Here is a 17284-nt window from a genome sequence, read left to right as displayed (position 1 = left end):
GGGCAAGATCCGAGTCGGTGAAACCGAGCCGATCCCTTAACAGGGTGCGCCTTGCGAACGGTGCCCTTTGGATTGCGGCGTAAGGGATGGAACACCTCAGGATGAAGAGCAGCGCATCAACTGCAAAACACACGCATAAGGTGATTTCCCTACTAAAAAACCCCGGCAGTAACTGCCGGGGCTCTCAGTCTTGCTATGGTCGCAGACCTATGCGACTGCGGCCTCGCGTTTTTCATCCCGACCAAAGAAGATCAGGTAGAACACGGGCGCGGCAACCAGGGTCAGGATCGTTGCGAAAGCAAGCCCGCCCATGATCGTGATCGCCATCGAGACAAAGAACGCATCGCTCAGAAGCGGTGCCATCCCGAGGATCGTGGTCACAGCCGCCAGCATCACCGGGCGCAGACGCGAGACGGACGCCTCAACAATCGCCTCGCGCAGCGGTCTGCCCTCTGCCCGAACCAGATCGATTTCCTCGACCAGAACGATACCATTCTTGATCAGCATGCCAGACAGGGACAGCAGGCCAAGAAGCGCAGTGAAGGTGAAGGGCATACCCGTTCCCAGCAAGCCAATAACCACGCCGTTTACGGACATGGGAACCAGCAACCAGATGATGATCGGCTGGCGGATTGCGTTGAACAGAAGAACCGAGATCAGAACCATGATGAGAATGGTGACGGGCAATTGCTTGCCCAGGCTCGCATTTGCATCACTAGAGTTCTCGTGCTCGCCGCCCCATTCCATCGTATAGCCTGTCGGGACTTCAATGGCTTCGATGGTTTGACGGATCTCGGCAAACACGCTCGCTGCGGTCAGGTCCGGTGGGATGTCTGCGCCGACGGTCAGGGTCGCAACACGGTCGCGGCGATGCACCAGCGTATTTTCTACGACGACATTCACCCCATCAATCATCTGCTCCAGCGGAACAAAGCTGCCAGCGGATTCCGAGAAGACAAGCTGATCCATCAGATTGTATTCCCCCTCAGCCGGGCGGCGAATGATGATCGGGATCAAGCGTTCCCGCTCGCGGAAGACACCAGCCGTCAGACCATCCGTGGAGAACTGCAGCGCATCGGCGATGGCCTCTCGGGTCACGCCTGCCGTCTGGGCCCGATCTGTTGCGTAGACCGGCTTTAGCGTGACTTCCTGTTCGCGCCAGTCCTGACGGACGCTCAGGATATTGGGAGAGCCTTCGCGCAGGCGCTGCATCGCCTCGTCCCCCAAAGCGCGCAGCACACGTGGGTCAGGCCCGGCAAAGCGTACTTCGATCGGAGCGCCGCCACCGGGGCCGAAAACCAGCCTCTGGGTGCGGAACTCGCCTTCAGGGAACTGCGCCTTGCCAAAGGCTTCCAGATCCTCTTGCAACGCCGGGATCGCTTCCAGACTGTTGGTCCGGATGATGAGATGGCCATAGCTCGGGTTTGGATCCTCTGACTCGTAGGTCAGCATGAAGCGGGTCGCCCCCTTGCCGATGAAGCTCGCGACCGAGGCGACCTCTTCTCTGTCGGACAGCCAGTCTTCTACCTGCTGCATATGGGCAGATGTGGTCTGGATCGAACTTCCCTGCGGCAGCTTGTAGTTCACAAAGAACAACGGCGTGTTGGAGTTGGGGAAGAACTGCTGTTTGACCTGCCCAAAGCCGATGAAACACAGCACGGTTACAGCAATCAGCCCCGGCACAACCAGCCAACGCATCTTGAGCGACAGACGCAACAGCGCACCGTAGCCCCGGAAAAGGAAACCGGAATAGGAATCCAGTTCGTCGCCGCTGCCCTGCTTAAAGAAGTAGTGGCCAAGCAGCGGTGTCGCGGTGAGTGCCAGCAACCAGCTCAGCAAGAGCGAGATGGCGATGACCGCAAACAGGGAGAACATGAACTCGCCTGTGGAATCCGGGCTGAGACCGATACCGGCAAAGGCCATGATGCCGATCACGGTTGCACCCAGAAGCGGGATTTGCGTCTTGGCTGCGGCCTCATGTGCGGCCTCGCGCGAGGTCTTTCCACGCGCCATCGCAATCTGCATGCCTTCAGCCACAACGATTGCGTTGTCCACCAGCATACCCATTGCGATGATCAGTGCCCCAAGAGAAATCCGCTCCATCTCGATTGAGAAGAGGTTCATGAACATCAACGTGCCAACGACCGTCAGCAGCAATGTCGTTCCCACGACCACCGCGGCCCGCCAGCCCATGAAGATCGCAAGGACAACCACCACAATCGCGACCGACATGGCGAGGTTCACAAGAAAGTCGTTGGAGGCCTGTTCCACCACCACGTGCTGTTGGTAGATCGGCTTCAGCTCCACGCCATAGGGGATCTGATTGTCGAGTTCGGCAAGGCGGGCATCTACCCGTTTGCCGACTTCCACGATGTTCTCGCTCGACAGGCCCGCAACCCCGAGGGTGAAAGCCTCGACCCCGTCGAAACGGATGATCTGACCGGGGTCATCGACCCGACCGCGATGGACATCCGCCATATCGACGACATTGATGACCTCACCTTGCGATCCAACAGTCAGACCCGCGATTTCAGAGACGGAGTCCGACCCTTCCGGTGCGCTCAGACGGGTTTCGACCCCGTCGCTGTCCAGGCTGCCTGCCGGACGGACGGAGTTGGCCGTTGCCAGCGCGTTGGCCACTGCCCCGATGGGGATGTTCTGATTGACGGTGATGGCCATCTTCGGCTCAACAAAGATCGCTTCCTCTGGGAGGCCCGCGACCTGAACGTCCGCAACCCCATCAACGGCCAGCAACTCGCGGCGCAGAAAGGTAGCCAATTCGTGCCGCTCGGCATCGGTGAACCCTTCGGCGGTGACCGCGTAGAACACACCGAACACGTCGCCAAAGCCATCATCGACATAGGGTTTTCCCACGCCATCGGGCAGGCCGCGGGATGCGTTTTCGACCTTGGCGCGCAGCTTGGTCCAGAGCTGGGGCAGCTCTGTTCCGTCGAATGTGTCTTTCATCTCCACATCGATCCGGGATGATCCCGGTTGATTCATGGAACGGATTTCCTTCACCTCGCCCATCTGCTGGATGGCGGATTCCAACGGTTCCGTGACTTCCAGCGCGACCTGCTCTGCGCTCGCGCCGGGGTATTGGGTGATGACAACCGCCTGTTTGATGGTAAAGGCCGGATCCTCAAGCCGCCCGAGGTTCAAAAAACCCCAGATCCCCCCAAAGAGGGCAGTGAGCATGATGATCCATGTATAGAGCGGCCGATTTATCGACCCGCGTGCGATATCCATGGTCTGCCTCTCAGTTGTTGAAGCCGGTAAAGCGGCGAATCGCCTGACCATCGACAAGAGCACTGCCCCCGGTCAGAACGATTTCCTCGCCGCCATCCAGGCCGCTGAGGATCTCGATCTGGCCATTGTCAGTGGGGTTTGTTTCAACCTTGACCCAAGACACGGTTCCTTCGTCCGCCCCATTCGGGCTGAACAGCATGACCCCGGTCTCGCCGCTGGCCGAAGCCACAATCGCTGACGGGGGGACGATGACGCCGGTTTCACCGGTATCAACCTGGACTTGAACCGTTGCAGATGCACCGGGAAAGACCTGGCGGTCTTCCGGCGGGCTCAGGCGAAAGGTGACACGGTAGGTCTGGCCGACACTGCTGGCTTCGGCATCAAACTCAAGAATCTGCAGCGGATAACGTGTATCACTGCCGGGAAAGGTCGCAGTGATGGTCAGCGCGTCTGTTTCTTCTTCCTGCTGGAACAGAACCTCTGGCACATCGACCTCGATGTGCAGTTCTGACATGTCATGCAATCGCACGATCGGGGCGCCCGCGCCTACAGTGCTGAAAAGGGCCACTTCACGACTGGAAACCAGCGCATCGAACGGGGCGTTCAGGGTCGCGTGCTCCAATGCATATGATGCGTCACGCAACGCGATCGCCGTCAGCCCGGCCTGTGTTTCGGCATCGTCGATTGAAACCTGGCTTACGGTCCCTGTGAGCTTTTCCAGACGCGCAACGGTTCGATCTGCCTGCTCCTTTTGCAGCTGAGCCTGTTCCAGCTTCAGCTCAAAAGGTTCCAGATCCAGCTCGGCGATCAAGGCCCCTTGCGGGACAAACGCCCCTTCTGTCACCGGAAATTTGACGACCTGCCCGGCAACCTGAAAGGCCAGATCGACCGTTTCCTTTGCTGTCACCTGTCCGAAAAATTCCCGCTTGATCGGTTTCGATCCAGCCTGAGCTTCCATCAGCTTCACCGGTTTTGCCACATCCTGTGCAAGGGCGGGCATCGCCCCCATCACAAGTCCCAGCACCCCGGCCAGCAGTTTTGCGCCAACCTTCATCTCGTCACTCCTTCCCGGACGGTTTCGTTTCCGTCGCTAGTATATTGTCATGAATTTTTGCAGACAGGGCCGCAAATTGTTGGGTTTCTTCTTCAGACAGTCCTGAAACCTCGCGAAACAGCTCTGCAGCGGCATTTTGCAGAGCCGCCCTCTGGACCTGCCCTGCGGGGGTAAGAACCAGTTGCCATGCCCGCCGATCCCTTGGGTCGCGCTCCCTCCGGATGAGGCCAAGCAACTCCAGACTGTCTGCTGCGGCGGTGACAGTGGAGGGCACGGTCTGCATCCTGCGGGCGAGCTCCCCCATCCTGCGCGGCTCATCCAGGCCGATCAACAGATGTGATTCCATCCGGTTCAATTCCGGCGCCTCCGGGGCATCGTCGATGCAGGCATCCACCTTCCAATACAGCGCAAAGACGCCAAGCAGAGCTGTCACTTCGGGGCAGTTTGCTGTCTTGGGCATGGCTGTTGCTTCCTTTCGAACCGGGATGGCCTGGCTGTGCTCACGGGCATGTTACCCTCGCGCATATATTTCGGATTTCGAACCATTCAAGAAGTGAAGGTAAAATCTCTTATGCGTGCGGCTGACGTAGGTGCAGCCTGCGGTCTCATTGGGGCTGTGGATCTTGACCTTGTGCAACGATAATGCCCAGATATGCGGCACTCTGAAAACCACCCGAAGGTTCCGTCATGTTCACACCCGCCATCACCGGCACGGGCGTCTTCACCCCGTCACAGAAGATCACCAACGCCGAGCTGGTCGCGGCGTTCAATGCTTATGCGGACAAGACCAATGCAGAAAACGCCGACGCGATTGCCGCGGGTGACATGGAGCCGCTTCAGCATTCCTCGGAAGAGTTCATTCTGAAGGCCTCTGGCATCGAACAGCGTTACGTCATGGACAAGAGCGGCGTTCTGGATCCCGAGGTCATGCATCCCCTGCTGCGTCAACGCAGTGATGATGAACCCTCGATCATGGCGGAGATGGCTGTCGATGCGGCCAAGAAGGCGCTGGAACAGGCGGGCAAGACAGCCGCTGATGTGGATGCGGTTATCTGTGCTGCATCCAATATGGAGCGCGCATATCCTGCAGTTGCGATCGAGATCCAGCAGCTCCTTGGCATCCAGGGATTTGCCTTTGACATGAATGTCGCCTGCTCCTCGGCGACGTTCGGCATCCAGGCTGCCGCCGACATGGTGCGGTCCGGTTCTATCCGCTCGGCCCTGGTGGTGAACCCTGAAATCTGCTCGGGCCATCTGGAGTGGCGGGACCGGGATTGCCACTTTATCTTTGGCGATGTGGCAACAGCGACCTTGATCGAACGCGAAGAGAACGCAACCGGCCCTCATTTTGAGATTCTCTCGACCCGCTGCGCGACCGAATTTTCCAACAACATCCGCAATAACAACGGCTACCTGCGCCGCTCGCGTCCGGATGGTGTCCAGGACCGCCGCGACATGCAGTTCATGCAAAACGGGCGCAAGGTCTTCAAAGAAGTCCTGCCAATGGTCAGCCAGCACATCACTGACCACATGGACGCCGAGGGGATCACCAGTGATGAGCTGAAACGTCTGTGGCTGCATCAGGCCAACAAGACGATGAACGATTTCATCGGCAAAAAGGTTCTGGGACGCACGCCAGAGGACGGCGAACAGCCCAACATCCTGCAGGAATACGCAAACACTTCCTCTGCGGGCTCCATCATCGCGTTTTCGAAATACTCCGATGATCTGCAGAACGGAGATCTTGGCCTGATCTGTTCGTTTGGCGCAGGCTATTCGGTTGGGTCAGTGGTGTTGCGTCGCGTCAGCTGATCCGCATCCCACTTGCATAGAAAAAACCCGCCAGATTGTATGTCTGGCGGGGTTTTCCATGTCAGCGGGTTGACCAATTGCGATCAACCGCTTTCCTCTTCGAGGTGCAGTTTCATATCCAGCAGAACCTGTTGCAGCATCACGGTCTCGCGCAGCAGACGCTTTGCTTCGTTGATGGTGATGATGCCATCGGCCATCGCTTCCTGATATTCGCTCATCAAGGTCGCAAACCGCTGGCTGAGCGCGATGACGTCAGAATTCACCCCGCCACTGCGCTCGCTTGAACTGGATTCAGCATAAGAGAGCGTGATGTTCTTGAGATCCGCCAGACCAGAGGTCACATGCGGGAAGGATGCTGCCGACTCGAGCTTGGCAACGGCATCAACAGGCATGAAACGATCCGCGTGTTCGGGATTGTCAGAGTAATACCGGCCCAATGTCGCCTTGGATTTCCCGGTGATCTGGCAGGCCGCTTCGATCCCGACATCCTTGACCAATGCCTCTGTGTGTTTTTTTAGATAAGTACCTACGTCTGCCATACAATTTCTACCTGGTTAAGACCCCTGCCCCTTTGGGGAAGAAACGCGTTAATTTCCCATTCCCGACTTTTAGATGAAATGAGATGCTATGGCTATCCCCGTGGTATCTGGGGAATTACTTCGCCCCGGGTTCCTTAACGGCACTTTGGCGAAGCGGGCGGGGGCGTGTACTGTATGCCTCTGCCTGGGGCGTTTTCTGCCCAAGTCTGCACCCTGCCCTCGGCGATCTTGAGGATCCTTTCTCGGGTTGTTCCGCCTCTGTCTGATGGCCGATGGGCTGGGTGCGCGTTATTTGACCAATTGATCAATCCCCACATCCCGTTTGCATCTTTCACTATGCCGTCACGGCCAGCGGAAAAAACCGTTCCATCCGCGACCCGCTCCGGCTACATCAGCGCCATGGCCAAGCTCTATTTCAACTACTCCACCATGAACGCCGGCAAATCGACGGTGTTGTTGCAAGCCTCGCATAACTACCGCGAGAACAATATGGACACCTATCTGCTGACGGCTGCGATTGATGATCGCGCAGGTCAGGGGCGCATCGCTTCGCGGATCGGAATCGGCGCCGAGGCGGACATGTTCGTCTCAGACGATGATCTGTTTGCCCGCGTGGTTGCCCGCCTCGCGCAGGGGCCGTTGGCGGCCATCTTTGTGGATGAGGCGCAGTTTCTGTCCCCCAAACAAGTCTGGCAGTTGGCCCGCGTGGTTGATGACTTGCGGGTTCCCGTGCTGTGCTACGGGCTGCGCGTCGATTTCCAGGGCAATCTGTTCCCCGGCTCTGCGACCCTTCTCGCGCTGGCAGACGAAATGCGAGAGGTGCGCACGATCTGCCACTGCGGAAAAAAGGCCACAATGGTCATCCGTCAAGACGAGACCGGACGCACCATCACCGAAGGAGAGCAGGTGCAGATCGGGGGCAATGAGACCTATGTCTCGCTATGCCGACGCCATTGGCGCGAGGCAACGGGCGATAATCCAGACGTCTGAGCCCGTCTGGTTTCTGTGCCCCCAATCGGTACCTCAATAGACAGGGCGGGACAATCCCGCCCTTTTGCTGGTCAGGGCCAGCGGATGGATCAGCCGGATAGATCAGACCGGGGTCACGAGGGGCTGACCGGCCACAAAGGCTGCGACATTATCGAGCGCCAGCTGCCCCATGTCGCTGCGCACCTCCTCCGTCGCGGTACCCAGATGCGGCAGCAGTGTCACCTGATCCATCTGACGCAAGGCTTCAGGTACGTTGGGCTCAAACTCATAGACATCCAGCCCCGCCCCCGCGATCTGCCCCTGTTCAAGCGCAGCAATCAAAGCGGCCTCATCAACCACTTCTCCGCGGGCAATATTGATCAGCAACGCTGTTGAGCGCATTGCACCCAGCACTTCGGCGGTGATCAGATGCCTGGTTTCGGCTCCACCCGGCACTGCCAGCACCAAGACATCAACAGATGCCGCCAGTTCCACGAGGCTGTTGGCACGTGTGACCGGGAAATCGGGCGTCTTGTTGCTGCGGGCCAGATAGCTCACCTCCATCGCGAACCCGTAGTGACAGCGCCGCGCGATAGCCTCGCCAATACGGCCAAAGCCGACAATCCCCACGTGCTTGCCCGTCAGATGAAGGCCAAGCATTTGGGTAGGATGCCATCCCTGCCACGCCCCCGAGCGCACCAGACGCTCGCCCTCTCCTGCGCGCCGGGCCGTCATCAACATCAACGTCATGGCAATATCGGCCGTCGCATCCGTCACCGCACCCGGCGTGTTGCTGACTGCAATGCCTGCGGCTTTGGCTGCGGCAACATCAATATGATTAAAGCCAACACCGAAATTCGCCAGAAGCCGACAGCGCGGCTCTGGGACATCGGCAAATGTCGCCGCATCAAAGGCATCCCCCAGCGTCGGAACAACAATGTCAAAGTCGCGCAGCGCGCGTCTGCGCTCTTCCTGCGTGAGGGGCGAGGTCTCAGCCCGGATCTCGACGTCAAACTCATCCCTTGCGCGCGCCTCAACGGCGGCAGTCATGGGGCGGGTGATCCACAGTTTGGGGCGTTTTACGTTGCTCAATGCATCCGCCCCCCAATTGGAACCGGCCCATCCGGACCGATCAGAACAATCTCACCGCTTTCATCCGGCAGTCCAAGGACAAGAACCTCGGACATGAATTTACCGATCTGGCGTGGGGGAAAGTTCACAACAGCCATGACCTGTTTTCCCACCAGTTTTTCCGGGCTGTAATGAGCGGTCACCTGCGCCGATGTTTTCTTGACGCCGATCTCTTCGCCAAAATCCACCCACATCTTGATCGCGGGCTTGCGGGCTTCGGGATAATCCTCCGCGCGAATGACCTCACCCACCCGCACATCGACCTTCAGAAAGTCATCAAAGGAAATCTCAGCCACGGGACAACTCCCTCGAGCGCTCTGTCGCGGCCCCGACGGCACGACGCAAAAGCGTCGGGAAACCGTCCGCTTCATTCATCAAGACCTCAAGGGCAGCCTGTGTTGTACCATTGGGGCTGGTCACGTTCACGCGCAGCTGCGAGGGGGTTTCCTCCGCTGCCTCTGCCAAGGCACCGGCCCCTGCAACCGTGGCTTTGGCCAGTTGCATGGCCAGATCGGCAGGCAAACCCTCAGCCTCTCCTGCAGCGGCAAGCGTTTCAATCAGGTGAAAAACGTAAGCCGGCCCTGAGCCGCTGACACCTGTGACGGCATCGATCTGACCTTCGCTTTCCAGCCGGACGGTCTGACCAATCGCCTGCAGCAGCGCCTCTGCGCGGTCCAGATCCGCACTGCTGGCTTGTGTGTTTCCAATGATCGCGGTGATCCCGCGACCGATGGCGGCTGGTGTATTGGGCATCGCCCGCACCAACGGTGTCTGCGAGCCCAGCAGGTCTTCGAATGTGGCGATGGACGTGCCTGCTGCAACCGAAATGAACAGGGTCGGACCATTCCCAAGCGACTGCATCTGGGGCAGCGCCTCTCCCATCATCTGGGGCTTGACCGCAATCAACACGATGCCGGGCGCTTTATCTCCCTCGGGCAGAGGGGCGTTGATCTGCACACCGGTCTGGCGCAACCAATCGGACGGATTGGGGTCGATCACCCAGACTGCGTCCGGGGATACTCCCTGATCGAGCCAGCCTGCCAACATGGCTGACCCCATTTTCCCACAGCCCAGCAACGCAATACCGCGCGATGCGATTTCGGATACCTGCATTTCCCCTCCCCTTCGATAAATCCGGTTTGGGGAGAAGGTTTACGCGCGCCCGTAGGCCTCTGCAATGGCGACCTGCAGTGCCTCACGCGGGGGCTGCCCGCCCCACACCATCAACTGGATCGCCGGGTAGTAGCGTTCGCAGTTTGACACCGCCGCGTTGATCAACGTGTCGATCTGCTCAGCGCTGGCAACCTGACCACCGGCCAGAACCAGCCCATAGCGGAACAACATCAGCTTATGTTCGGGCCAAAAGGTGAAACCACCCGCCCAGCACTGATCATTCATTTCGTTGATCAGCTCATACAGCTGGGGCAGTTTTTCCTTTGGCGGCTCCATTTCAAAGCTGCACACCATTCGCAGGGTTTCTTCATAGCCGGACCACGCGAGGGTCAGCGAATAGGTTCGCCACTGCCCTTCGACAGCCATGGCGATCTGGTCATCGCCAATGCGGTCAAAGTCCCAATCGTGATCGGAGGCCAGATGTTCGACAATGTCGATAGGGTGAATTTCGTCTTCCAGAAACTGTTCGGAAAGAGCCATGATGCCACCTCTCTGCTCTCTAGCAAAAGCGATGTCTGGCACCCCCAATTGCTAGCGGCCTGCTCAAGAAAGAGAGGGGTTTTCCGCCTCTCCTACTAGATATGGTGGCCGCCCGGAACGCATCTGGCAACCCTTTATTTGGGGATAACTGCAATAAGTTGTGGACGAATGAAAACCGCCCGCAAAATATCGTAACTTCGATCAATGTTGCGGCATTCGTCCTTTGTCACATGGAAACCCGCTGGGAAGCCGCCGCCGCATGGACGCAGGAACCACATCGACCACAAAAGAAAACGCCGCCTCTCAAAGGGCGGCGCTGGTCCTTTTCGCTGGTCTTGTCAGCACTGTCCAGCATGGCGGCACCCCATCGGGGCGCGCAGCAAGCCAGAGCGGTTCAGCCGATCAGGCGGATTTGTCAGCCTCAAGTGCATCCAAGCGGGCCTTGAGAGCCTCGTTTTCTTCACGGGCCTTTTGCGCCATTGCACGCACCGCATCAAATTCCTCGCGGGTCACAAAGTCGCGATCAGCCAGCCAGCGATCAATCAGGCTTTTCATGGCGGTTTCCGCCTCTTCCCGAGCACCGTGAGCAACACCCATGGCGTTGGTCATGAGCTGCGAAATGTCGTCCATGATCTTGTTGCGCGTCTGCATTGTCTTCTCCATGTGAGCCTTGTTCCCTATATGGGCGACATGAGGCGCGGCGGCAAGGCGTTGACCTCCTGATCCAGCACAGGCATTCACGGCATATGCACGCTTTTTTCATCCCCTTTCCCGATCTGTCCCCCGAAATCTTTGCAGTAGAGCTGTTTGGCTCTCGCTTTGCACTGCGCTGGTACGCGCTGGCCTATATCGTTGGCATCGTGATTGCCTGGCGCTTGGCTGTTGGTGCGCTGCGACGACCAGCGCTCTGGCCTGAACAGCGCCCTCCGATGAAGCCAGCACAGGTCGAAGACCTGCTGACCTGGATCATCCTTGGCGTTATTCTTGGCGGCCGACTTGGCTACGTCATGTTCTATCAGCCCGGTTATTATCTGCAGAACCCAGCCGAGGTGATCCGCATCTGGCAAGGGGGCATGGCTTTTCACGGGGGGCTGCTTGGGGTGATCTTTGCGACATGGATCTATGCGCTGCGCCACAATATCCCACGTCTCGAGATTGCTGACTTGGTGGCCCATACCGTTCCGCCGGGGCTGCTGCTGGGGCGGCTGGCAAATTTCAACAACGCCGAACTATGGGGGCGCGCGACAGACCTCCCCTGGGGGTTTGCGTTCCCCGGACAGGCCGCACAAGCCTGCGGGCAAGCCTTGGGTGAAATCTGCGCGCGTCACCCCTCTCAGCTTTACGAAGCCGTGCTTGAGGGGCTCTTGCTTGGCGCGGTGCTGCTGTGGCTGGCCTATCGAAAAGGCGCCTTGCGCCTGCCCGGCTATGTGACCGGGGTTTTCCTTGCAGGATACGGCGCTGCGCGGTTTGCGGTGGAGTTCGTCCGCCAGCCTGACGCGCAATTTGTCGCCGAAAACAACCCGCTTGGCCTGGCCTTTCATATCGGTGGCTACGGCTTGACCATGGGCCAGATCCTGTCACTGCCGATGATCGCAATCGGCGTGGTCCTGATCCTGCGCGCCCAGCGAAATGGCGAGGCAAAGACATGAGCCTGCAAGATCACATCATAGCCCGCATCCGGACTGATGGCCCGATCTCGGTTGCTGACTACATGGCAGAGGCGCTGCTGCATCCAACCTATGGCTATTATACCACCCGCGATCCGCTGGGGGCCTCCGGTGACTTCACCACCGCGCCCGAAATCAGCCAGATGTTTGGAGAACTGATCGGCCTGGCGCTGGCACAGACATGGATTGATCAAGGCAGCCCGACCCCGTTCACCCTTGCCGAGCTTGGCCCTGGACGCGGCACATTGATGGCTGATGTTCTTCGCGCGACCAAGGCCGTGCCGGGCTTTCATGCCGCGATGCGCATCTCGCTTCTGGAAGCCTCGCCAACCTTGCGCAAACGCCAGGCCGAAGCGCTTTCCGGCTATGCCGCCACCTGGCACGACACCATCGAGGAACTTCCCGATCAGGCGCTGTTTCTGGTGGCCAACGAATTCTTTGACGCCCTGCCCGTGCGCCAGTTCCTGCGCGATGGTGAGGGCTGGCGCGAAAAATCGGTCGGGCTGTCCGAGGACGGCGCCCTGCAGTTCGGTCTGGGACCGGTCGCACCGCAACCCGCGCTTTCCCATCGGATTGAGGACACATCCGACAACGATCTGGTCGAGCTTTGCGAAGCTGCGCAGCCGATTGTCAGCACTCTTGCGCAACGCATTGCGGCATATGGCGGCTGTGCCCTGATTGTGGACTATGGCGACTGGCGTTCGCTTGGCGACACCCTGCAGGCCCTGCGCTCTCATGCGCCCAGCGATCCGCTCCTGTCGCCCGGCGAAGCGGATCTGACGACCCATGTCGATTTTGAGGCGCTGGCGCTGGCTGCCAAATCGGCAGGTGCGGAATTCAGCCGTGTGACCCCACAAGGCGTGTTCCTTGAGCGGCTTGGCATCACCGCCCGCGCCCAAGCCCTTGCCGCCCGCTTGAGCGGCCAGCAGCTGGACCAGCTGATTGCTGCACATCGACGGTTGACGCACCCGGAGGAAATGGGAAACCTGTTCAAAGTTCTGGCGCTTTATCCCGCACAGATGACACCCCCACCAGGATTGAACGCATGACGCTGGAAATTCTTACATCTGACCTGCTGGCCGACACCCGCCACGGTTTCTTCACGCGTCGGGGCGGGGCCTCCTCGGGCATATTCGAGGGACTGAACTGCGGCCTTGGATCTTCTGACCAGCGGCAAGCGGTCACGATGAATCGTGCACGTGTGGCGGAGGCAATGGATGTCCCGGCAGAGGCACTGGGCCGGGTTCATCAGGTCCATTCTGCCGATGTGCTGACTGTCAGCGAGGCAAACCAGGCAGATCTGCAAGCCGGCGCAAAGGCAGACGCCATGGTGACCAATGTACCGGGCATCGCCCTGTCCATTCTGACGGCGGACTGCCAGCCCGTTTTGTTTGCAGATGCAAAAGCCGGTGTCGTGGGCGCCGCTCATGCTGGCTGGCGCGGGGCTCTGGATGGCGTTCTGGAAGCCACTTTGGCCGCAATGGAAGCGCTTGGCGCGGATCGCGCAAATACCAGTGCGGTGATCGGCCCGACCATCTCTCAGCGCGCCTATGAGGTCGGGCCAGAGTTCTTTGACGACTTCATTGCCCAGGACCCTGAAAACGCTCGTTTCTTTGCCAATGGTGAAGGCGACCGCTACCTATTTGACCTGCCGTCGCTTGGGTTGCACAAGTTGCGCAGTGCAGGTGTCGGCGCCGCACAGTGGACCGGGCACTGCACCTACAGCGACCCGGCGCGGTTTTATTCTTACCGGCGCACCACCCACCTGAAAGAGGCCGACTACGGCAGGCTTATTTCCTGCATCCGGCTCTGACCTCTCCGTTCCGTGCAGACACCATAACCCGGCCACCCAAGGTCGGGTTGTTGCGTTTTAGGACTGCAATTTCGACAGAGGTGCGGCGATTTTCACAGATCGGCCACATTGGTGGCGCAATGCCATGTCAAACAGGTCAGAACACCGCGCTGATCGGCAGGACGTCGATCACCCTGACAGGAGACGCCAATGCCAACGAAGTCGCGCTTCATCAAATCCATCGTGGCAGCTGCCAAGGACGAAGAGGTCGAGCTGCCCTGGAGCAGAGGCGCCAACCGCCAGGCCATGATCGAACGTCGCCAGCAGGACCGCACCGCCACACAACAGGCCAAAACAGCCTGACCCAGCCCGTTTCAAGGCTGACATGAATTCCCCCGCATCTGCCGTTTTTTTGGATGCGGCCCAAGACCCCGGCTTTTAGCAGCTGCTCGCTGAAACGTCGGAATTGTATCTGTGTTGTTATGAAAGAGGCCCGGTAGCCATGACCATTCCACAGTCACTGCGACGCGCAGCTGCCAATGCCGTCGAAGCCAACGCCCTTCTGAAAGATCCCGCAGCTCTCCGCAGCGGGGTCCGCCCGCAGTTGCGGCGCTATGATGTGATGAGCCTGCAAAGCGACGGAACAATTACCGAGACCCGCCATGTGGCGCCGTCCCTCCCCTTGTTTGAGAATGCGTTCACAGCATTTTGCCGCGGCGCATTGGTCGAAACCACACAGGGGCCAATCGCGGTTGAGGATCTTTTGCCCGGCGACCAGCTGATCACGATGGACGGCGCAGCCGAAACCCTGCTTTGGAAGGGATCCACCAGCCTGGTTCCCTCTCGCAGCGACAAGGCCGGTCGCAGCCATCAGCTGACCAGCTTCACCGCCGACAGCCTAGGCGATGCCAAACCGATGGGGACTGTTGTTGCAGGCCCCGCTGCCCGCCTGCTACAGCGCGCACCGCTGCCGGGCATTCGCCTAGAACATGGCGCAACGCTTGTCCCGGTACAGCAATACCAGGACGGCATGAGCATCGTGGAAACGGCGCCGCCAACGGCGGTGGATCTTTATCACCTCTGCCTGCCCCGCCACGCAGTGATCAAGGTCGGTGGGTTGCCGTTTGAGACATACCACCCCGGCCCGGATGCGTTGAAACTGGTCAGTCACGCGATCCGCACGCTCTATTTGAACCTGTTTTCGCATGTTGACTCAGTTTCAGGTTTCGGCCCGCTCGCCTATCCGCGGGCGGAAATCCGACAGCCCGACATGAACTAGGCGTTGCACTTGGGGGCAAGACAGCAAAAAGGCGCCTGCGGATGCACGGCGCCTTTCGCGTTTCTTGCGTAAAAGATGCGTTGCGTCACGCTTCGCGCGCGAGCCTCTGCTCCAGCACATCAAACGGCACACCCGGTTCGTCCTTGGCACCGCGGATCACCAGCGAGGTCTTGACGCTCGCGACATTGGGCGTGGTCAGCAGATCGCTGGTCAAAAAGCTCTGGAACGTGCTGAGGTCGGGCGAGACGCATTTCAGGATGAAATCCACTTCACCGTTCAGCATGTGACATTCACGCACAAGCGGCCACTCACGGCACTTGGCCTCAAAGGCGCTCAGCTCTGCTTCCGCCTGGCTTTCCAAACCAACCATCGCAAAGACCTGAACCTCAAACCCCAGTTCGCGCGAATTGACCTCGGCATGGTAGCCACGGATCAGCCCCGCCTCCTCGAGCGAGCGCACACGGCGCAGGCACGGCGGCGCAGATATCCCCACGCGCTTGGCCAGTTCAACATTGGTCATGCGACCGTCGGCCTGTAATTCCGACAAAATCTTGCGATCAATCGGATCAAGGCGTGTTGTGACCATATGAGAGCTCCTGTGAAAAGATTGCGTTTGTTATACCAGCATCCACGGCGCGCGCAATAATCTTTCATAACTGCGCAACAATCTTTGCCAAACACCTTTGGGATACCGGCTTTGCCCCGCATGCGGCCAGACATCCCTGCATGGCGAGACTGCGGTCTTGGGCCACCGAGGGGCTTTAAGACAGCTTGGCGTGCAGCTATATGCTTTGCCTGACGGCGGCAAGACCGCCAATACATCGATTGGGGAAACAAGATGAGCGAAACGCGCCATACCAAGGTTCTGATCATCGGCTCCGGCCCCGCGGGCTACACCGCAGGCGTCTATGCGAGCCGCGCGATGCTGGAGCCGATCCTGGTTCAGGGCATCGAGCCTGGCGGTCAGCTGACCACGACAACCGAGGTCGAGAACTGGCCGGGTCACACCGAAATCCAGGGCCCTGATCTGATGGTCAACATGGAAGCCCACGCCAAAGCAATGGGCACCGAGATCATCGGCGACATCATCACCTCACTGGATACCAGCAGCCGCCCCTTCGTGGCCAAAGGCGACAGTGGCACGACCTATACCGCCGATGCCGTGATCCTGGCGACAGGCGCCCGCGCCAAATGGCTTGGCCTGCCGTCAGAAGAGAAGTTCAAGGGGTTTGGCGTCTCGGCCTGCGCAACCTGCGATGGCTTCTTTTACCGCGGCCAGGAAATCGTGGTCATCGGCGGCGGCAATACCGCTGTTGAAGAGGCGCTGTTCCTGACCAACTTTGCCTCCAAGGTCACGCTGATCCACCGCCGCGACGAACTGCGCGCCGAGAAGATCCTGCAAGACCGCCTGATGAAAAACCCAAAGATCGAACCCCTGTGGTTCCACGAATTGGAAGAGGTCGTTGGCACCGAAAACCCGCTTGGCGTCGAAGGTGTCCGCGTGAAGAACGTGAAGACCGGCGAGATTACTGAAATCCCCTGCAAGGGCGTGTTTGTCGCCATTGGGCATGCCCCCGCCAATGAACTGGTGAAAGATGTTCTGGAAACCCACAACGGCGGCTATGTGACGGTTACCCCCGGCACCACCGAAACATCAATCCCGGGTATTTTTGCAGCGGGCGACCTGACCGACCACAAGTATCGTCAGGCTGTCACCTCGGCAGGCATGGGCTGCATGGCCGCGCTGGACGCTGAGCGCTTCCTGGCGGAACAGGAGTAAGCGCCGTGGCGCATGATTTCGACACGCAAAAGGCCGAGACATTCTCGGCCTTTTCGGACCTTCAGGCCGAAGGCGATCTGCCGTTTGAAGCAGATCTGGACCTGTTCTTTGTGTCCAGCGACGGGACCAGCGACTGGATGCCACTGGCCGAAGCGCTCGCGGATCTGGGCTTTCACACCCAATGGGCAGAGGCCGAAGGCGACGACCCCGCAACGCTCATTGCGACCATGCCGGATCAGATCCTGTCCGCGTCAGCGATCTGGATGGTCGAAGAGGTGGCAACCCGCGTCGCGATCGACCACGGATTTCGCCCGGATGGGTGGGGGTTTGCGGAGGGCTGAGCCCTGTTCAGCCTCGCA

General features: G+C 59.3%; 19 protein-coding genes. 9 read left to right on the top strand and 10 right to left on the bottom strand.

Annotated elements, in window-relative coordinates:
* Window positions 1–207 precede the first annotated feature (207 nt).
* Genes KUV39_RS07875 through KUV39_RS07865 form a run of 3 tightly spaced genes read right to left on the bottom strand, consistent with a single transcriptional unit; the run spans window position 208 to window position 4763 of the window.
* Complete coding sequence (locus KUV39_RS07875) at window positions 208–3249, bottom strand: efflux RND transporter permease subunit (protein ID WP_046211163.1); 3042 nt, start codon at window positions 3247–3249, stop codon at window positions 208–210.
* A 10-nt stretch (window positions 3250–3259) separates the two neighbouring features.
* A complete protein-coding gene (locus tag KUV39_RS07870; protein WP_222459450.1) occupies window positions 3260–4303 on the bottom strand; it encodes an efflux RND transporter periplasmic adaptor subunit in 1044 nt (347 codons plus the stop codon).
* 4 nt (window positions 4304–4307) lie between these two features.
* Window positions 4308–4763, bottom strand: a complete 456-nt coding sequence (locus KUV39_RS07865; RefSeq protein WP_008559207.1) for a MarR family winged helix-turn-helix transcriptional regulator — start codon at window positions 4761–4763, stop codon at window positions 4308–4310.
* A 227-nt stretch (window positions 4764–4990) separates the two neighbouring features.
* On the opposite strand from KUV39_RS07865, the gene KUV39_RS07860 reads away from it, so the two are divergent.
* A complete protein-coding gene (locus KUV39_RS07860) occupies window positions 4991–6115 on the top strand; it encodes a beta-ketoacyl-ACP synthase III (RefSeq protein ID WP_222459449.1) in 1125 nt (374 codons plus the stop codon).
* A gap of 83 nt (window positions 6116–6198) precedes the next feature.
* On the opposite strand, the gene KUV39_RS07855 is transcribed toward KUV39_RS07860, so the two are convergent.
* Window positions 6199–6654, bottom strand: coding sequence for a hypothetical protein (locus tag KUV39_RS07855; protein WP_008559006.1), 456 nt, complete (start codon window positions 6652–6654; stop codon window positions 6199–6201).
* A gap of 399 nt (window positions 6655–7053) precedes the next feature.
* On the opposite strand from KUV39_RS07855, the gene KUV39_RS07850 reads away from it, so the two are divergent.
* The gene (locus KUV39_RS07850) at window positions 7054–7644 is read left to right on the top strand and encodes a thymidine kinase (RefSeq protein ID WP_037302721.1); all 591 of its coding nucleotides are present in this window, start codon (window positions 7054–7056) and stop codon (window positions 7642–7644) included.
* Window positions 7645–7746: 102 nt separating this feature from the next.
* On the opposite strand, the gene KUV39_RS07845 is transcribed toward KUV39_RS07850, so the two are convergent.
* The 5 genes from KUV39_RS07845 to KUV39_RS07825 form a co-directional block, all read right to left on the bottom strand.
* Window positions 7747–8673, bottom strand: coding sequence for a 2-hydroxyacid dehydrogenase (locus KUV39_RS07845; RefSeq protein ID WP_222459697.1), 927 nt, complete (start codon window positions 8671–8673; stop codon window positions 7747–7749).
* A 38-nt stretch (window positions 8674–8711) separates the two neighbouring features.
* Window positions 8712–9050, bottom strand: coding sequence for a tRNA-binding protein (locus KUV39_RS07840; protein WP_046211165.1), 339 nt, complete (start codon window positions 9048–9050; stop codon window positions 8712–8714).
* Window positions 9043–9867, bottom strand: a complete 825-nt coding sequence (proC, locus tag KUV39_RS07835) for a pyrroline-5-carboxylate reductase (protein WP_222459448.1) — start codon at window positions 9865–9867, stop codon at window positions 9043–9045. Before proC ends, KUV39_RS07840 begins: the two co-directional genes overlap by 8 nt.
* Window positions 9868–9906: 39 nt before the next feature.
* Window positions 9907–10407: a type III secretion system chaperone family protein gene (locus KUV39_RS07830; protein ID WP_008561419.1), complete on the bottom strand. Its 501-nt coding sequence runs from the start codon at window positions 10405–10407 to the stop codon at window positions 9907–9909.
* Window positions 10408–10809: 402 nt separating this feature from the next.
* Window positions 10810–11058, bottom strand: coding sequence for an accessory factor UbiK family protein (locus KUV39_RS07825; protein WP_008562912.1), 249 nt, complete (start codon window positions 11056–11058; stop codon window positions 10810–10812).
* 95 nt (window positions 11059–11153) lie between these two features.
* Between KUV39_RS07825 and lgt the strand changes: the two genes are divergently transcribed.
* From lgt to KUV39_RS07800, 5 genes are all read left to right on the top strand, one after another.
* On the top strand, window positions 11154–12056 hold the full coding sequence (lgt, locus tag KUV39_RS07820) for a prolipoprotein diacylglyceryl transferase (protein WP_222459447.1): 903 nt from the start codon (window positions 11154–11156) through the stop codon (window positions 12054–12056).
* Window positions 12053–13123, top strand: coding sequence for a class I SAM-dependent methyltransferase (locus KUV39_RS07815; RefSeq protein ID WP_222459446.1), 1071 nt, complete (start codon window positions 12053–12055; stop codon window positions 13121–13123). The genes lgt and KUV39_RS07815 overlap by 4 nt, the downstream gene beginning before the upstream one ends.
* Window positions 13120–13887 carry a peptidoglycan editing factor PgeF gene (gene pgeF / locus KUV39_RS07810; RefSeq protein WP_008561704.1) on the top strand — a complete coding sequence of 256 codons (768 nt, stop codon included), beginning with the start codon at window positions 13120–13122 and terminating at the stop codon, window positions 13885–13887. Before KUV39_RS07815 ends, pgeF begins: the two co-directional genes overlap by 4 nt.
* Before the next feature lie 189 nt (window positions 13888–14076).
* Window positions 14077–14229: a hypothetical protein gene (locus KUV39_RS07805; RefSeq protein WP_222459445.1), complete on the top strand. Its 153-nt coding sequence runs from the start codon at window positions 14077–14079 to the stop codon at window positions 14227–14229.
* A gap of 139 nt (window positions 14230–14368) precedes the next feature.
* Entirely contained in the window at window positions 14369–15145 is a 777-nt protein-coding gene (locus tag KUV39_RS07800) for a Hint domain-containing protein (RefSeq protein WP_222459444.1), read from the top strand.
* Between the two features lie 85 nt (window positions 15146–15230).
* Here KUV39_RS07800 and KUV39_RS07795 read toward each other — a convergent pair whose 3' ends face one another.
* Complete coding sequence (locus tag KUV39_RS07795) at window positions 15231–15731, bottom strand: Lrp/AsnC family transcriptional regulator (RefSeq protein ID WP_008560294.1); 501 nt, start codon at window positions 15729–15731, stop codon at window positions 15231–15233.
* Window positions 15732–15983: 252 nt separating this feature from the next.
* Here KUV39_RS07795 and trxB point away from each other — a divergent pair, with 252 nt between their 5' ends.
* Both trxB and KUV39_RS07785 read left to right on the top strand, forming a co-directional pair.
* Window positions 15984–16925 (top strand): thioredoxin-disulfide reductase, encoded by a 942-nt coding sequence (gene trxB, locus KUV39_RS07790; RefSeq protein WP_008560462.1) that lies wholly within the window; start codon window positions 15984–15986, stop codon window positions 16923–16925.
* Between the two features lie 5 nt (window positions 16926–16930).
* Window positions 16931–17266 carry a ribonuclease E inhibitor RraB gene (locus tag KUV39_RS07785; protein ID WP_046211171.1) on the top strand — a complete coding sequence of 112 codons (336 nt, stop codon included), beginning with the start codon at window positions 16931–16933 and terminating at the stop codon, window positions 17264–17266.
* The last annotated feature ends 18 nt before the right edge of the window (window positions 17267–17284 follow it).

Source organism: Phaeobacter italicus, assembly GCF_019801785.1.
Lineage (GTDB): Bacteria > Pseudomonadota > Alphaproteobacteria > Rhodobacterales > Rhodobacteraceae > Phaeobacter > Phaeobacter italicus.
Note: the sequence above shows the minus strand (reverse complement) of the source record. Positions and strands in the feature narration are given on the sequence as shown.

Bases quoted from the DNA above. Each gene is read 5' to 3' on its own strand.
- KUV39_RS07865 (WP_008559207.1), bottom strand. From the start codon at position 4,763: ATGCCCAAGACAGCAAACTGCCCCGAAGTGACAGCTCTGCTTGGCGTC.
- KUV39_RS07855 (WP_008559006.1), bottom strand. From the start codon at position 6,654: ATGGCAGACGTAGGTACTTATCTAAAAAAACACACAGAGGCATTGGTC.
- KUV39_RS07830 (WP_008561419.1), bottom strand. From the start codon at position 10,407: ATGGCTCTTTCCGAACAGTTTCTGGAAGACGAAATTCACCCTATCGAC.
- proC (WP_222459448.1), bottom strand. From the start codon at position 9,867: ATGCAGGTATCCGAAATCGCATCGCGCGGTATTGCGTTGCTGGGCTGT.
- KUV39_RS07860 (WP_222459449.1), top strand. From the start codon at position 4,991: ATGTTCACACCCGCCATCACCGGCACGGGCGTCTTCACCCCGTCACAG.
- trxB (WP_008560462.1), top strand. From the start codon at position 15,984: ATGAGCGAAACGCGCCATACCAAGGTTCTGATCATCGGCTCCGGCCCC.
- KUV39_RS07795 (WP_008560294.1), bottom strand. From the start codon at position 15,731: ATGGTCACAACACGCCTTGATCCGATTGATCGCAAGATTTTGTCGGAA.
- KUV39_RS07800 (WP_222459444.1), top strand. From the start codon at position 14,369: ATGACCATTCCACAGTCACTGCGACGCGCAGCTGCCAATGCCGTCGAA.
- KUV39_RS07825 (WP_008562912.1), bottom strand. From the start codon at position 11,058: ATGCAGACGCGCAACAAGATCATGGACGACATTTCGCAGCTCATGACC.
- KUV39_RS07850 (WP_037302721.1), top strand. From the start codon at position 7,054: ATGGCCAAGCTCTATTTCAACTACTCCACCATGAACGCCGGCAAATCG.
- KUV39_RS07870 (WP_222459450.1), bottom strand. From the start codon at position 4,303: ATGAAGGTTGGCGCAAAACTGCTGGCCGGGGTGCTGGGACTTGTGATG.
- pgeF (WP_008561704.1), top strand. From the start codon at position 13,120: ATGACGCTGGAAATTCTTACATCTGACCTGCTGGCCGACACCCGCCAC.
- KUV39_RS07845 (WP_222459697.1), bottom strand. From the start codon at position 8,673: ATGACTGCCGCCGTTGAGGCGCGCGCAAGGGATGAGTTTGACGTCGAG.
- KUV39_RS07805 (WP_222459445.1), top strand. From the start codon at position 14,077: ATGCCAACGAAGTCGCGCTTCATCAAATCCATCGTGGCAGCTGCCAAG.
- KUV39_RS07815 (WP_222459446.1), top strand. From the start codon at position 12,053: ATGAGCCTGCAAGATCACATCATAGCCCGCATCCGGACTGATGGCCCG.
- KUV39_RS07875 (WP_046211163.1), bottom strand. From the start codon at position 3,249: ATGGATATCGCACGCGGGTCGATAAATCGGCCGCTCTATACATGGATC.
- lgt (WP_222459447.1), top strand. From the start codon at position 11,154: ATGCACGCTTTTTTCATCCCCTTTCCCGATCTGTCCCCCGAAATCTTT.